Here is a 15,304-nt window from a genome sequence, read left to right on the forward strand (position 1 = left end):
GCCTTCCGCACCGCCAGTCACAAAACAGGGCTTCTTTACCAGTAACACGTACCTGCCTGTCTTTTCTCTCTTCGTCATAGTGACGCTGTACATAACATCTCACCAGCATAAGCACAGATAAGGGGTTGTGGTAAGCAATCAAGGTTGCTCAGGTAGGTGATAAGCAGGAAGGAAAATCTGGTGTAAATAACGCCAGATCTCACAAGATTCACTCTGAAAAATTTTCCTGGAATTAATCACAATGTCATCAAGATTTTGTGACCGCCTTCGCATATTGTACCTGCCGTTGAACGACTACTGAAAAGTAGCAAGGTATGTATTTTATCCAGGAGAGCACCTTTTTTGCGCCTGGCAGAAGTCCCCAGCCGCCACTAGCTCAGCTGGATAGAGCATCAACCTCCTAAGTTGATGGTGCGAGGTTCGAGGCCTCGGTGGCGGTCCAATGTGGTTATCGTATAATGTTATTACCTCAGTGTCAGGCTGATGATGTGGGTTCGACTCCCACTGACCACTTCAGTTTTGAATAAGTATTGTCTTGCAATCCTGTTACAGAATAATTTCATTTATTACGTGACAAGATAGTCATTTATAAAAAATGCACAAAAATGTTATTGTCTTTTATTACTTGTGAGTTGTAGATTTTTCTTATGCGGTGAATCCCCCTTTGCGGCGGGGCGTCCAGTCAAATAGTTAATGTTCCTCGCGAACCATATTGACTGTGGTATGGTTCACCGGGAGGCACCCGGCACCGCAATTTTTTATAAAATAAAATTCACACCCTATGGTTCAGAGCGGTGTCTTTTTACATCAGGTGGGCAAGCATAATGCAGGTTAACTTGAAAGATACGATCAATAGCAGAAACCAGTGATTTCGTTTATGGCCTGGGGATTTAACCGCGCCAGAGCGTATGCAAGACCCTGGCGCGGTTGGCCGGTGATCGTTCAATAGTGCGAATATGAATGGTTACCAGCCGCTGCGAATTCTACCTGGGTCACTTAATAAAGCAAAACATTTAAACGCTCAACAACGACAATTCAGACAGTTCGAACTTTTCTTTAAAAATAGGATTAACCATGCTTAAAAGTGGTTACTAATTAGCCATTATACTACGGTAGTGATTCACATATTCTTTAACGTTACGTTACAGGAAGGTTGAAGTGGAAATGCCTGATGAGCCTTCAGGCATTTCTTAAGGTTAGTTAGCTAAGGAACAGTTACTGAGAACAGGTTTATCATCACCTTCCACCAGTTCAGCCGTTTTGCCTTTGGTATAAAGTTTATAAGTATAATTTTTGTCTATGGCTTCGTAATTTGCTCCGGAGGCCATTTTCATTAACCGCATCGGGATCATCTCGTTTACCTGACTGATAATCGCATAGGCGTTTCCAGCCTCGGTGTTGACGTAAATCACCTCCATAACCTGGTTATCATTACAGGTGTATATAGATTTAGAAATCTCCTGCGAAGCTGCTATAGAGGTGGTACTGGCGCTAAGCGCAGCGAGAAAGAGGGTAAATGGGATCAATTTACGTTTCATCATTAGTATCCTTTGTGCATAAAATTGTCGTTAATTCCCTGAAGAGCGGGAGATAAAGCGGCATCAATACGATGAATGCTGTAGTATTCCTGTTTACTGACGAAAAGTGCGCCAGAAAAGCGTATTATAATTTATCCATCACTGACATATGTGATGAGTAGACAAATCTTAAAATCATAAACTATAGGCTGCAAATCATTATGGCGCGATGGAAAATGATTGTCACCACTGCTCAATACTATGGCATAAAAACCGAAGAAAACGGTACTGTTCACTGTCTCGTTTCATACGGTATCTGTCAGTGAAACTATTTCTTCAAATGATGGTCTTTTTATTATCGATCAGATAATGGCATCAACAGGGGTTATTCAGGAGTATATGTGAAAAAGTGGCTTATAGGAGGGATATTGATCGCAAGTTTTCTGACCGGTTGTCTGATGTGGCACAACATTGATAAATGGTTTAATAAAGATATCGAAGTTTTCTACGCCGGAGACGATAACTAAAACTCCTGTCAGTTGGCAACGGGTGTCATATCTTCAGGTATGGCGCCCGGAGCAGCCGGGCGCAAATTGTAGGTGTATAAATGTCATTTCATTAAAATTTTAGCGACAACATGGACAGTCACTACCGCGTGCTAGCGACCCTCTGAAGTCACAAGATGAATAAGCCAGTTTTTTGTTTCAGCGGTGACTGAAACATATTTTGCTCCTGGTGGGCTTACCGCCAGTTGCTGAAAAAGACAACGATGATGTAACTGTTGCAGAGACTGACGAATACGACGACCGTGAATTTTATTTTTGGCGACCATATTTCCTCCCAAAAGGCCGCCCGAAGGCGGCGCTGGGTTTGATAATGGAGAAGGGCGTTGGTCACTGCCATAACCAACCTGTATACATTAATGCAATTGATAATCATTATCAATTGTACTGGTGGAGAAAAATTGTAAAGATGAAGGGACAGCGGAAATGGCAATGAACGGGATGAGATTTTTCGTTAACCACTTAAATTCGTGACTAAAAAAAGGCTTTTATAGACTTGAAAATGTTTTTCCCGTCCCTATGTAGTCAGTGGACAAGCAATGCTTGCCTTGATGTTGAACTTTTGAATAGTGATTCAGGAGGTTAATGATGGCACTCAGAACCTTGTCAGCACTTCCCGTGTTTGCTGATTCTCTTTTCTCTGACCGTTTCAACCGTATTGATAGACTTTTCAGTCAATTAACAGGAGATACGCCAGTCACTGCGACGCCAGCTTACGATCTGCAAAAGCGCGATGCGAATAACTATCTGCTTACCGTGAGCGTTCCTGGCTGGAAAGAGGAAGAGCTTGAAATTGAAACGGTTGGCGGCAACCTGAATATTACGGGTAAACACACTGAAGAGACGGTAGAGGATCAGACGCACTGGATTTATCGTGGTATTCGTAAGGCGGATTTCCAGTTGAGTTTTTCTTTGCCTGAACATGCTAAGGTGAATAATGCGAAACTGGAACAGGGCCTCTTGTTGGTCGAGATTTACCAGGAGATCCCTGAAAGCGAGAAACCGAAAAAAATTGCCATAGAAAGCAAACCAAAGGCGATTGAACACAAATCATAATCGCGTTAATGGAGGCCCGTTTAGACGGGCCTTCATTGTCTGTCGCGAAAAGTATCCCGTCATGCTTGTAGGCACAGATCGCTAAATATTATAGCCCTGACCTCTATATTATCCCGTGCCACTGACCTCGTCGCCATTGGACGGCGGTAAGTTGGAATTATCTGCGAGGTCAGTCCAATTTTTGTCCACTCTCGACATTCTGCCTGTTATGGGCGCGATATCTGAACATAAATTCGTATAGCGGTTCATCGTTTTCACCGCGTTGATGCTATTTCTGCTAACACTACTTTCATACGTAAAAAAGCTGATGCTTTTTACCTTATTTAATCGAGGCAGGTATGAAATTAGCGCTCGTCAATCGGCAGGTCATTTTACCGGAAAGCGGAACCGAGTCCTTCCAGTGCCATGCCTCTACGCTTGTTCGCTTACCGTGCGGTACGCTCGTGGCCGCATGGTTCGCGGGGTTGCGCGAAGGAAGCGAAGATACAGCCATCTGGCTATCTCGCTATGAACATAATATCTGGACAACACCGCAGCGAGTGGCGGCACGCGAGGGGGAAGCGCACTGGAATCCGGTGTTATTTTACCCGTCGGATAAATTGTGGTTATTTTATAAACTAGGCAGCGACGTACACGTGTGGAAAACCTGGTTTATCACCTCCAGCGATCGAGGATTTACCTGGAGTACGCCAGCTCCGTTGGTCAACGATGATATTTTGCCGCGCGGTCCCGTGAAAAATAAACTCCTGCTGGCATCAAATGGCGCCTGGATTGCGCCAGGATCGATTGAAAGTCCTGAACGGTGGAGGGCATTTGTGGATCGATCCTCTGACGAAGGAAAACACTGGAGTATCTCTTTTGTTCCGCTGGAGCCTGATAACGCTATTTCCGGGACAAACGTAGCGTTGTGGGATGGTATAAAAAAGGGGGGGTTGTGGGAATGTTGTCTGGAAAACCTCCTGCGCTGGGATGGCGTTATTCAGCCTACGCTGTGGGAGTCTTCTCCAGGGCATATCCATATGTTGTTACGAAGCACACGCGGGGCAATTTTTCGCAGTGATTCAATCGACTATGGCGCTACCTGGTCTGTTGCCCGCGCGACATCTTTACCGAATAATAATAGTGGTATCGATCTGGTTAGTATGCAGGACGGTACGCTGATTCTTGCGTTAAATCCGGTCAACGGCAACTGGGGAAAGCGCTATCCGCTTTCACTGATTGCTTCCCAGGATAATGGCGAATCATGGCTGCCGCTACTGGACCTGGAAAGTGACCACGGTGAGTATTCTTATCCCGCTATTATTAGCGAGGGCGGCGTCGTACATATCACCTACACGTGGAACCGGAAAAATATCGTATATTGTCGATTACAAACGGTGTAAGGCGCTATCAGTCGAAACCGATAGCGCTGGAATAATAATGCCTTGCCCAGCGTGCTCTCTCACGCCAGGATGGCCGAAATAGTCATGATTTACCGGGTAACATCCTTGAAAATGTATCATCTTTTTGTATGTAATGGTGAAACAACGCCGCTGCTGCATGCATGGCAATCAGGAAATAGCCGATATTGGCCAGCATTTCATGAATACGCTTTATATCCGATTTTAGGGCGCTATCTGGCGTCAAAAATACCGGTACAGTAAAACCAAAAAAGCTCCAGCTTTTCCCGCCTGATGCCATCATCGCGACGCCCAGCAGCGGTAAGGCGAGAAAAGTGAGATAAAGCGCGATATGCATTAATTTAGCGGCTACGTGCTGCTAGTGAGGAGGGGGAGGCGTAATGACCGGATCCGGGTATTTGTGTTTAAGATATAACCGTAAAAACATCAGCGCCCAGACCAGAACGCCCATATCATAGTGCGTGTCTTTCATAAACAGGTAAACGCTGGAGCCTTTTGGCGCCCACCCCCGTAACTCAATAGCAGCATATGCGATGCCTGTCAGGAGCAGTGTTAACCAGTGAAGCGTTATTTGCAGTCTTGAGAAATGTGCCATTATTATTATCCTTTATTAACAACTGCTTGTAGAGTATGCGTAAAATCTTAACAGAACCTTAAAGCGGGGGCTGAGTCTCAAGGAACAGACAGAGATAGCGGCACGTAAAATGGGATAAAAAGCCGGCGGCATCGCCGGCTTACTGTTGTTATTGTCCTCTTACGACAACACAGGTTTTACCATAAAACGGATATGAACCTGTAGTTTCATAATCAACACTCGACACTAAAGAAATATCGCCCGCTTTTTTCGCTGAATCAATAGATGCGTCGCCGGTATTTACAATACCCAATACCGTTTGCGCACACGCTTTACCGGTTTTGGTTGCCGGGAGACTCGTGGCAGTAATTGGCCCTTTAACATCCGTATATAAGCCAATCCCTGTCGGTGATGGTCCTATAGCACACCCCGTTAAAAGAGAACCAATAAAGATAATTGAAAAAATGTGTTTTTTATTTGTCATGGGATTAGTCCATTATAAATTAATAGAAAACTTACCGTCCGAAAATGTCCGGACAGTCATTTAAAAAGTGGTGTATATTAAATATGCGATATTACTCTTTGCACCCTCCTGTTGATGTCGTACCTGACGGACAAATATCCGTTGAAGCCGGATATATTCCCCATGCCGTGTTTTTATAACTTGTGCATCCTGTCAGCAATGAGAACAGTACGGCTAAAAAAATCATCACGAGCCCTGGCGGCGTTAACATTTTTCGGTTGGACTCCATAGCATGTCATTTCATCGGGTTGCCATATGACTGGCGTTCTGCTGGTAAGTTTCATTAACGCCCGGTTCGTTTAATATTTGTTTAGGTTTAAAGCCAGGAGGCGCTAATTACGATACCTTCTTACGTTTCAGTACTGACTAATAATGTTGAGAAAATGAACAGCGTCGGGTGGGAAGACGCAATACAGAATAGAAAGGAAATAAGAGAATAAGATGGCGTTAATTAACCCGGTATTCCTGGCGTCATTTCCCTTGCGTTTTATCCCCGTCAAAAGCGGCCTTTAGCTCACGTTGGCGCTCCCGACGTTTGTGCGTATGATGTTTTTAAAAGATCGTCATACTTTCTGTTCTGCGTCAATTTTTTCATTACAAATGCTCGCCATAATGCCGTCCTCAGGAGGTCTCCCGACGTTTATGCTGCGCCGGGAGAAACAAAAACAACGCATAATCTGGGACAAATTGATGATTAAAGGCAAACTGGCGCTCGTGACGTGCGCGCTGACTCTGGTATTCACTTCGTCGCTTTTCGCCGCGTCGGACACGGCAGACGGTCGTACCCTGAAGCTGACCATTGGCCCTGAGCCAACGGAAGGCTTTGATCCTATGCTGGGCTGGAGCCACGGCAGCTACTTATTGCTTCATGCGCCGTTGCTTAAGCAAAACGCCGACATGAGTTGGGGTAATTTACTGACGGAAAAAGTGGATACCAGCCCCGACGGTAAAATCTGGACGCTAACCTTAAAGCCCGGGCTGAAATTCTCCGATGGCTCGCCATTAACTGCCGAAGATGTCGTTTTTACATACAATAAAGCGGCGAAGAGCGGCGGTAAAATTGACATGGGCAATTTTAGCCATGCGCGAGCGCTGGACGCACGCCGAATTGCGATGACGCTGAGCCATCCGCAGAGCACCTTTGTGAATGTACTCGGGTCGTTAGGGATTGTTCCGGCCAGCCGTTATGATGAAAAAACGTTCGCCCGCGAACCGATAGGCGCCGGTCCGTACCGACTGGTCAGCTTTCAGCCGGGTCAGCAACTGATCGTTGAAGCTAATCCCTGGTATGCGGGTAAAAAGAATGACTTTAACCGGCTGGTTTTTGTCTTTCTGGATGAAGATAATGCTTATGCCGCCGCGCGCAGCGGACAGTTGGGATTGGTGCGCATTGCCCCTTCTATGGCGGTGGCCCCGCAGCAGGATAATCTTAAACTCTGGGTACGCGATAGCGTTGAAAACCGGGGCATTGTCTTCCCGATGGTGCCAGCCGGTAAAAAGGATACTAACGGTTATCCTGTCGGCAACGATGTGACCGCTGATGTCGCTATCAGACGCGCAATTAACTATGCCATTAATCGTAAGCAACTGGCGGAACAGGTGATGGAAGGCCATGCGATACCCGCCTATAGCGCGGTGCAGGGATTGCCGTGGCAAAATCCTTCAGTGGTATTCAGCGATGGCGATATTGCAAAAGCGCGCGCCATCCTGGAAGAGGCTGGCTGGAAGATAAACCGTGCGGGCGTGCGTGAAAAAGCAGGTAAAGAAGCGCGTCTGACCTTATGGTATGCCAGTGGCGACAGCACCCGGCGGGATCTGGCCGAGGCGGTGCGCGCCATGTTGCAGCCTTTAGGCATTGTCGTCTCGTTGCAATCGGGAAGCTGGGAAACCGTAGAGCGCCATATGCACGCTAACCCTACGCTGTTTGGCTGGGGAAGTCTGGACCCGATGGAACTCTTCCATCACTACAGCGGGAAAGCCGCTGGTGTGGAATATTATAACCCGGGCTATTACAGCAACCTTGCGGTAGAAGCACATCTGAAACAGGCTATAGATGCGCCTGACTGGCAAAAGGCGATTCCTTTCTGGCAGCAGGTTGAGTGGGATGGAAAGCAGGGCGCGGGCGTCCAGGGCGATGCGGCATGGGCATGGCTGCTTAATATTCAGCATACCTATCTGGCCAACCCCTGTATTGATCTGGGAAAAGGCGCGCCAGAAATCCACGGTAGCTGGTCGGTGTTAAACAATCTTGATGACTGGACCTGGACCTGTCGGTGATGAAATTGTTCTTCAGTCATTTTTTGCGGCTGATTATTCTGTTGGTGCTGGTGGCTGCCGGCACCTTCATTTTGCTTAGCTTTTCGCCCGTTGATCCTATCCGTGCTTATATTGGCAACGATCTGCTCCATGTTCCGCCAGAACAATATGCGCGGATTGCGGCGCGCTGGGGGCTTGACCAGCCGCTGTGGGAGCGTTTCGGTCACTGGTTTTGGCGTCTGCTCCAGGGCGACATGGGGTATTCCATGCTGTTCAACATGCCTGTCGCCAGTGTGATCTGGGAACGTTTTGCGACGTCATTCGCGCTGCTGGCAGGCGCCTGGCTATTGTCTGGTGTGCTGGGCGTGACATTGGGTTTTCTGGCCGGACGTTTTCTCCACCGTTGGCCGGATAAGATGATTTGCCGTATCAGCTACTTATTGTCATCGTTGCCCACTTTCTGGATAGCCATGTTGTTGCTGGCGCTGTTTGCCGTCCGCTGGCCGGTATTACCTGTTTGTTGCGCCTGGGACCCCGGAAATAATGCAGGAACAGCTCTTTTATCGGAACGTTTACGCCATCTTGTGTTGCCGGTATGTGCGTTAAGTCTGTTGGGCATGGGGCAAATTGCGCTGCATACGCGAGAAAAAATAGCCCGTGTAATGAAGAGCGAATTTATTCGTTTTGTGCGCGCTCAGGGGGATAAAGGATGGTCGCTGTTACGTCACCAGGTGTTACGTCATGCGATTACCCCAGCACTCTGTTTACAGTTTGCTTCTCTGGGCGAACTGATGGGGGGAGCGTTACTGGCAGAAAAAGTCTTTGCGTATCCGGGGCTGGGACAGGCCACTATCGATGCCGGCCTGCGTGGCGATGTCCCGCTACTCATGGGGATCGTTTTATTCTGTACACTATTAGTGTTTGCCGGAAATACGATTTCAGCCTGGCTTGTGGTGGTGCTTAATCGATCGCTGGAGCGTCCCGATGCTCTATAATCCTGCCCCGACGTTGTTTCGTCTGATCCTCTCCGTTACCTGTCTGCTGTTTATTGCCGGATACGGTTATGCCACGTTGAGCCAGCCGCCAGAGGTTAATCTGCTTGCCCGGCATCTGTCGCCTGATATCCAGCACTGGTTTGGCACCGATAATCTGGGGCGCGATGTATGGCTTCGTTGCTTTCAGGGGGCCTTCACCAGTTTACAAATTGGCGTTGGCGCCGCGCTGTGCAGCGGCGTTATCGCGCTAGTGATGGCGGCAGTGGCGCGCATTCATCCCCGGCTGGACCTCCTGATGCGGCTGATAACCGATGCCATGCTCGCCATGCCGCATTTACTTTTGCTGATCCTTATCTGTTTTACGCTCGGCGGCGGTAAAAGCGGCGTCATTGCGGCCGTGGCGTTAACGCACTGGCCCCGTCTGGCGCTGATTCTGCGCGCCGACGCGGAGCGGGTAGCGCAGAGTGACTACCTGACATTGACCTATCGTCTGGGGCATGGACACCTTTATTGCTGGCGATATCACTATTTTCCGGCGCTATTGCCGCAATGGTTGACGGGAACGTTATTGATGTTTCCTCATGCGGTATTGCACAGCGCGGCGTTAAGTTTTCTGGGGTTTGGGCTGGCGCCGCATGAGCCTTCGCTGGGGCTGTTGCTGGCGGATGCGTTACGGTTTATTAGCCATGGAAACTGGTGGCTGGTGCTGTTTCCCGGCCTAATGTTATTCACGCTGGTGATGCTCTTCGATCAGTTTGCGCGCGCCATTCAGCGGCTGTGGCTAAGGAGTGACGTATGCTGAGTTTACAACAGGTTACGCTGGAAAGCGCGCGTTATCGCTGGTATGGCGCGAGACGCTGGTCGCCGTTATTACAGAATGTCTCTTTTGATATCGCGCCCGGCGAAATGGTGGCATTGGTTGGCGGCAGCGGGGAGGGCAAAAGTCTGCTGCTGCAATGCCTGCTCGATCTGCTGCCGGAAAATTTACGCTTTCGGGGGGAGATTACGCTTGATGGCAACCGGCTGGACAGACATACCATCAGGCAGCTTAGGGGCAATACGTTTAGCTACGTGCCGCAGGGGGTACAGGCGCTTAATCCTATGCTGAATATCAGAAAACATTTGAACAGAGCATGTCATCTGACCGGACGCGCCTGGGATGAGACGCAGATGGTACAGCTATTGCAGCAAAGCGATCTCGAACCGACAGTCCTGGAACGCTTTCCCCGCCAGCTCTCTGGCGGGATGGCTAAACGAATTCTGGCGTGCCACGCCTCGCTCAGCCAGGCTCGTTATATCCTCGCGGATGAGATCACCGCCTGGCTTGATACGGCACTGGCAAACCAGTTGCTTGAGCACTTGCGAGGTCTCTGCGAGCGGGGATGCGGCGTGCTGTGGGTGACTCATGACCTGCTGCTGGCGGCGCGGTATGCCGATCGCATTGTGGCGCTGCATCAGGGTTATATCACGGACAATATTCGCTGTGAACGATTACAGCCGGAAGAGATGAGTGAGCCGTTAAAACGGCAATGGCAGGCATTGCCTGAACTAAACCCGTTATTTATGCCGACCGGAGAGGGAATAGAATGCTGAGCTGCCGCGACCTCGTTATTCGTCAGGGCGGGAAAGTCTTATGGCAGAACCTGACGTTTACGATTTCTGCCGGTGAACGGGTAGGAATTCATGCGCCAAGCGGAACGGGGAAAACAACGTTGGGGCGCGTCCTGGCCGGATGGCAAAAGCCGACGGCGGGCGATGTTCTGCTGGACGGCAGCCCGTTACCTCTGCATCAGTATTGTCCGGTACAGCTTGTCCCCCAGCATCCTGAACTGACGTTTAATCCCTGGCGAAGCGCCGGAGACGCTGTACGTGATGCCTGGCAGCCTGACCCGGAAACGATGAGGCGTTTGCATGTGCAGCCCGAGTGGCTGACGCGTCGGCCAATGCAGCTCTCAGGCGGGGAGTTGGCGCGTATTGCGATACTGCGCGCGCTTGACCCACGAACGCGTTTTCTGATTGCCGACGAAATGACGGCGCAACTCGATCCGTCTATTCAAAAAGCGATATGGGTATACGTGCTTGAGGTGTGCCGCAGCCGTTCATTAGGGATGTTGGTGATTAGTCATCAGTCTGCGCTACTTGATCAAGTCTGTACCCGCCATTTACAGGTGGAATAGCCGCAAGTCGTTTCTCCGCATTGCCGTGTCGCCGTTAACGCACCGGGAACCCATGGGTTCCCGGTATTGTCGGCAGAGATTTTACTGCATGACGCGTTTATCTGCGTTTTTTGCATCAGCGGTATTACTGTAGTCCCTAGTCTCTTCAACCTGTACAGGGGCTCTAACGACCAGACTTGGCAGCGCCAGTTCGATATCATTCTCAATGAGTTTTTCAATAATACGGATATTTATCTCTTGCTGAATATCCATGTATTTATTGTAATCCGCGGTATTGACGATATGTACCACCTCATAGGTCAGCCGATCCTGACCAAAGGCCAGTAGATGGGCGCGGTCGAATTGTGTTTCGCCGACATCGGTAATAATCTTTTTCACCATATCGCCGATGAGGCGTAACTTTTCCGGCGGTGTCGCAGTGGCGACGCCAAAAGTAAACACGATACGACGCGTTTGCATCCGCTTATAGTTGTGTATGGTTTGCTGCAACAACTGCGCGTTCGCACAAACGATCTGTTCGCCGCTGAGGCTACGGATGCGAGTGGTTTTCAAACCGATATGTTCAATCGTACCGGCTACATCATTAAAGACGACGAAATCGCCGATCTCGAAGGGCTTATCGAAACCAATCGACAGCGAAGCGAAGACATCGCTCAGAACGGTTTGTACCGCCAGGGCAATAGCAATACCGCCCACGCCGAGGCTTGCTACCAGTGCGGTAATATCCACGCCGACGTTCGCCAGGATGGAGAGCAGCATCATAGACCAGACGAGCACGCGCAAAATCATACCAAGAATGACTAACGTCACCGGGTTTTTATTGGAGCCTGGGGCATACAGTAAATGACGCATCCATGACTGTACGCCCTGATCAAGCCAAATCGCCATTTGAATCGCAACCACTAAAAACCAGGCGTGAGAGAGGGTGGAGAATAACCGGTCGGGCAGGGCGACAAAGCGCAGGCTAAAGAGAAATGCGGCAAAAAAGATGAGCATCTTACTGGTCTTTTTCAGCATCTCGAAAACAATAGGCCGCAGCCGCCCATGAGCATCATCCTTTTTATCCGGGCGTTGTAGCGCTTTATAGACCACATTGAGTAGCCAGTTGATGAGCCAGTAAGTAATGAGGGTGACGAAAAAAACGACCGCCAGATTGATCCAGAACGTCGTTGACATCAGCATCGCAACGATATTTAGTCGTGCTAAATACTCCATTTTACCTCCGATGAAAAGCAGATGAACATTACAGTATAGACGTCACATCACGGAGGCCGATTTCCGGCTTTACTATTGCTGTTTTATTCAGCACTTTTGTTCAAAAAGTATGAAAAAGAGGGGTAGCCGTTTGGCTATCCCGGCGTTTCTGTGCAGACTTATCTACTCCTCTTAATAAAATAAGGAGTCATTTATGCAACAAGAACATCGTGAGTGTATTGAGCAGTGTTATGAATGCGCGGCGGCGTGTGATATCTGCGCCTCTTCTTGTCTGCGTGAAGATAACGTCGAAATGATGAAGCACTGTATCCAGTTAGATATGCAATGTGCGGCCATTTGTCGCCTGGCGGCACAATTTATGGCGTTGGAAAGCGAGTACTCACAAAAATTATGCCGCCTGTGCGCGGATATCTGCAAAGCCTGCGCCGAAGAGTGTGCAAGGCACGATCACGACCATTGCCAGAATTGCGCGCGGGCATGCAGCCAATGCGCAGACGCCTGCCTTAAAATGGCCGCGTAATTTTTCTTCCGCCATTAGCTCAACCGGATAGAGCATAGAGCTTCTACCTCTAAGGTTCGGGGTTCAATTCCTCGATGGCGGACCAGTTGATATCAAAAAAGGCCACCTGCGCGGTGGCCGCTGAGTTTCTGTTGAAATAAATGCAATGTTATAATATAACAATCTTCTTTCTAAGAAAGATGAGGGTAACGTTTTGGTGATTCATTTAAAAAAACTGACAATGCTTCTGGGAATGCTGTTGGTCAATAGTCCTGCCTTCGCGCATGGTCATCATGCTCATGGCGCGCCGATGACGGAGGTTGAGCAAAAAGCGGCAGCGGGCGTATTTGATGACGCTAATGTACGCGATCGCGCGCTCACCGACTGGGATGGTATGTGGCAATCCGTCTATCCTTATCTGGTCAGCGGCGAGCTGGACCCTGTCTTCAGACAAAAGGCGAAGAAAGACCCGGAGAAAACGTTTGAGGATATTAAAGCGTATTATCGCAAAGGATACGCGACGAATGTTGAGACTATCGGCATTGAAAATGGCGTTATAGAATTCCATCGCGACAATAACGTTGCATCCTGTAAATACAATTATGCCGGCTATAAAATTCTGACTTACGCATCGGGTAAAAAAGGGGTACGCTATCTGTTCGAATGTAAAGATGCGAATAGCAAAGCGCCTAAATATGTTCAGTTTAGCGATCATATCATTGCCCCGCGCAAATCGGCGCATTTCCATATCTTTATGGGAAATACCTCGCAGCAGGCATTGTTGCAAGAGATGGAAAACTGGCCTACCTATTATCCTTATCAGTTAAAGGCGAATGAGGTCGTTGACGAAATGCTACATCATTAAGTCTGATTGCAATGTTAAAAGCTCGCTATGAATAGCGGGCTTTTTTTCTGCCGTTATGCCATATTTCTGGCAATCAATATAAAAAATACCTGCGCCCCCGGAGCAACGATGACGCTGTCCATACCGCCCTCGATTCAATGCCAAACGGAAGCGGCGTGTCGCCTGATTACTCGTGTCACAGGCGATACGTTGCGTGCTATTCATTTATATGGTTCCGCTGTCGCGGGCGGTCTGAAGCCAAACAGCGACATTGATCTGCTGGTGACAATATGCCAGCCGCTGACGGAGGCCCAACGCGCAACGCTGATGCAGGAATTGCTGGCGCTTTCATCGCCGCCGGGGGCGTCAGCAGAAAAACGCGCTCTGGAGGTCACTGTCGTGCTTTATTCGCAGCTGGTTCCCTGGTGTTTTCCACCTTCCCGGGAAATGCAATTTGGCGAGTGGCTAAGAGAGGACATTTGTCAGGGGATTTATGAACCAGCGCAACAGGACTGGGACATTGTGTTATTGATAACCCAGATTCTGGAAACCAGTATACCGCTAAAGGGAGAACGCGCGGAACGGCTGTTCACGCCAGCCCCTGCGGCGCAGTTGCTGAAGGCCTTGCGTTATCCCCTCGACCTTTGGCAATCCACGGCAGATGTGCAGGGAGATGAGTATCATATCGTTTTAACCCTGGCGCGTATCTGGTACACCCTTTCTACCGGGAGATTTACCTCTAAGGATGCGGCGGCTGACTGGCTGTTACCTCAGTTGCCAGAAGAGTATGCTGCTACGTTGCGTGCGGCGCAGCGTGAATATTTAGGTCTGGAGCAACAGGACTGGCATATTTTGCTGCCTGCGGTCGTACGCTTTGTGGATTTTGCGAAAGCGCACATCCCCACGCAGTTCACATAAGATGCCCCAGGACGTCTGTCAGGTTGCGCAAACGGCGTTCCTCAACTACTACTTAATAGGTTCTCATCGCTGAAGTAAGCAGATGATCTTATGCGGGCCATCGAATGGATATTCCCACATGGCTCTCGTTTTGTTGAGGTGGATATGACTGGTTCCGCATCATCTGTTTTAAAGACAGATACAAGACTATTGAGCGAAAACCTGTTTCTTAATTATGGTCTGGAGTCCTTATTTAAGGACGTCGCAATAATAGCTGGCAACGTAAATTATATTATTTTTGATATCGACGATTACTACACCGTACAGCAGTATATTACTTCCACATTTAAAACGGTACTCATTGGAATTGTTACCCATAATGAATATAACTTTATTGATGAACATCATGCTATATATCGAATAAAGGTCGATGCCTCTATTGCTGAGTGGCGCGAATTACTGATTTTGGCCGCTGCTGGTCAATTTTTTTCCAGGTCAGAGAAAGTCAGATTAACGGCGAATGAAAGAAATGTTTTGGCGATGCTTGTTAAAGGAATGGATATCCGACAAATAAGCTGTGAGCTGAATGTACATTTAAAAACTATTTACTCAGTACGCTACCATGTTCTGACTAAATTAGGTTGTAGAACAGTTCTGGATTATCAAATACTGTCCGTTTCTAAAGCCTTTACGCACTGGCTTACAATAAATAATGTTGATAATGTAATTTTCCGTGTAAATAGTAAGGTCATTGCTTAATAATGATTTGCTTCTGATGGCGTTTAGGT

The 15,304-nt window shown here is 48.6% G+C and carries 16 protein-coding genes, 2 tRNA genes and 1 pseudogene; 15 read left to right on the forward strand and 4 right to left on the reverse strand.

The genetic code is table 11. The features are described 5' to 3' along the window. Window positions 1-365 precede the first annotated feature (365 nt). Window positions 366-442, forward strand: a tRNA-Arg gene (locus ACFK9X_RS10485). A gap of 754 nt (window positions 443-1,196) precedes the next feature. Here ACFK9X_RS10485 and ACFK9X_RS10490 read toward each other — a convergent pair. Further along, a complete protein-coding gene (locus ACFK9X_RS10490) occupies window positions 1,197-1,541 on the reverse strand; it encodes a c-type lysozyme inhibitor (RefSeq protein WP_000977725.1) in 345 nt (114 codons plus the stop codon). 377 nt (window positions 1,542-1,918) lie between these two features. On the opposite strand from ACFK9X_RS10490, the gene ACFK9X_RS10495 reads away from it, so the two are divergent. The 4 genes from ACFK9X_RS10495 (at window position 1,919) to ACFK9X_RS10510 (ending at window position 4,518) form a co-directional block, all read left to right on the forward strand. Then, on the forward strand, window positions 1,919-2,044 hold the full coding sequence (locus tag ACFK9X_RS10495; protein WP_000758947.1) for a lipoprotein: 126 nt from the start codon (window positions 1,919-1,921) through the stop codon (window positions 2,042-2,044). Between the two features lie 199 nt (window positions 2,045-2,243). After that, on the forward strand, window positions 2,244-2,516 hold the full coding sequence (locus ACFK9X_RS10500) for a hypothetical protein (RefSeq protein ID WP_000927827.1): 273 nt from the start codon (window positions 2,244-2,246) through the stop codon (window positions 2,514-2,516). A gap of 152 nt (window positions 2,517-2,668) precedes the next feature. Further along, window positions 2,669-3,136 (forward strand): Hsp20 family protein, encoded by a 468-nt coding sequence (locus ACFK9X_RS10505; RefSeq protein WP_001218120.1) that lies wholly within the window; start codon window positions 2,669-2,671, stop codon window positions 3,134-3,136. A gap of 338 nt (window positions 3,137-3,474) precedes the next feature. After that, a complete protein-coding gene (locus tag ACFK9X_RS10510; protein WP_151116365.1) occupies window positions 3,475-4,518 on the forward strand; it encodes an exo-alpha-sialidase in 1,044 nt (347 codons plus the stop codon). 82 nt (window positions 4,519-4,600) lie between these two features. Here ACFK9X_RS10510 and ACFK9X_RS10515 read toward each other — a convergent pair. Together ACFK9X_RS10515 and ACFK9X_RS10520 are read right to left on the reverse strand one after the other, a co-directional pair. Beyond that, window positions 4,601-5,131: pseudogene (locus ACFK9X_RS10515) on the reverse strand (cytochrome b). A 148-nt stretch (window positions 5,132-5,279) separates the two neighbouring features. Next, window positions 5,280-5,594, reverse strand: a complete 315-nt coding sequence (locus tag ACFK9X_RS10520; protein WP_151116367.1) for a TRL-like family protein — start codon at window positions 5,592-5,594, stop codon at window positions 5,280-5,282. A 681-nt stretch (window positions 5,595-6,275) separates the two neighbouring features. On the opposite strand from ACFK9X_RS10520, the gene ACFK9X_RS10525 reads away from it, so the two are divergent. Genes ACFK9X_RS10525 through ACFK9X_RS10545 form a run of 5 tightly spaced genes read left to right on the forward strand, consistent with a single transcriptional unit; the run spans window position 6,276 to window position 11,061 of the window. Then, the gene (locus ACFK9X_RS10525) at window positions 6,276-7,910 is read left to right on the forward strand and encodes an ABC transporter substrate-binding protein (protein WP_151117934.1); all 1,635 of its coding nucleotides are present in this window, start codon (window positions 6,276-6,278) and stop codon (window positions 7,908-7,910) included. Beyond that, a complete protein-coding gene (locus tag ACFK9X_RS10530) occupies window positions 7,910-8,884 on the forward strand; it encodes an ABC transporter permease (protein ID WP_151117932.1) in 975 nt (324 codons plus the stop codon). Before ACFK9X_RS10525 ends, ACFK9X_RS10530 begins: the two co-directional genes overlap by 1 nt. Then, the gene (locus tag ACFK9X_RS10535) at window positions 8,874-9,686 is read left to right on the forward strand and encodes an ABC transporter permease (protein WP_000966637.1); all 813 of its coding nucleotides are present in this window, start codon (window positions 8,874-8,876) and stop codon (window positions 9,684-9,686) included. The genes ACFK9X_RS10530 and ACFK9X_RS10535 overlap by 11 nt, the downstream gene beginning before the upstream one ends. Then, window positions 9,680-10,477, forward strand: coding sequence for an ATP-binding cassette domain-containing protein (locus ACFK9X_RS10540; protein ID WP_023232963.1), 798 nt, complete (start codon window positions 9,680-9,682; stop codon window positions 10,475-10,477). The genes ACFK9X_RS10535 and ACFK9X_RS10540 overlap by 7 nt, the downstream gene beginning before the upstream one ends. Beyond that, window positions 10,471-11,061: an ATP-binding cassette domain-containing protein gene (locus ACFK9X_RS10545; protein ID WP_000947460.1), complete on the forward strand. Its 591-nt coding sequence runs from the start codon at window positions 10,471-10,473 to the stop codon at window positions 11,059-11,061. Before ACFK9X_RS10540 ends, ACFK9X_RS10545 begins: the two co-directional genes overlap by 7 nt. An 81-nt stretch (window positions 11,062-11,142) precedes the next feature. Here ACFK9X_RS10545 and ACFK9X_RS10550 read toward each other — a convergent pair whose 3' ends face one another. Next, entirely contained in the window at window positions 11,143-12,276 is a 1,134-nt protein-coding gene (locus tag ACFK9X_RS10550) for a mechanosensitive ion channel family protein (RefSeq protein WP_000456065.1), read from the reverse strand. A 193-nt stretch (window positions 12,277-12,469) separates the two neighbouring features. Here ACFK9X_RS10550 and ACFK9X_RS10555 point away from each other — a divergent pair, with 193 nt between their 5' ends. The 5 genes from ACFK9X_RS10555 (at window position 12,470) to ACFK9X_RS10575 (ending at window position 15,275) form a co-directional block, all read left to right on the forward strand. Next, complete coding sequence (locus ACFK9X_RS10555) at window positions 12,470-12,796, forward strand: four-helix bundle copper-binding protein (RefSeq protein WP_001183699.1); 327 nt, start codon at window positions 12,470-12,472, stop codon at window positions 12,794-12,796. Between the two features lie 8 nt (window positions 12,797-12,804). Further along, a tRNA-Arg gene (locus ACFK9X_RS10560) sits at window positions 12,805-12,881 on the forward strand. 111 nt (window positions 12,882-12,992) lie between these two features. Next, the gene (zinT, locus tag ACFK9X_RS10565) at window positions 12,993-13,640 is read left to right on the forward strand and encodes a metal-binding protein ZinT (protein ID WP_001537483.1); all 648 of its coding nucleotides are present in this window, start codon (window positions 12,993-12,995) and stop codon (window positions 13,638-13,640) included. A gap of 108 nt (window positions 13,641-13,748) precedes the next feature. Next, entirely contained in the window at window positions 13,749-14,537 is a 789-nt protein-coding gene (aadA, locus tag ACFK9X_RS10570) for a cryptic aminoglycoside nucleotidyltransferase ANT(3'')/ANT(9) (protein ID WP_151116369.1), read from the forward strand. Window positions 14,538-14,681: 144 nt separating this feature from the next. Further along, window positions 14,682-15,275, forward strand: a complete 594-nt coding sequence (locus ACFK9X_RS10575) for a helix-turn-helix transcriptional regulator (protein WP_151117936.1) — start codon at window positions 14,682-14,684, stop codon at window positions 15,273-15,275. The last annotated feature ends 29 nt before the right edge of the window (window positions 15,276-15,304 follow it).

The sequence above is a fragment of the Salmonella sp. WC3 genome (assembly GCF_042932255.1).
GTDB lineage: Bacteria > Pseudomonadota > Gammaproteobacteria > Enterobacterales > Enterobacteriaceae > Salmonella > Salmonella enterica.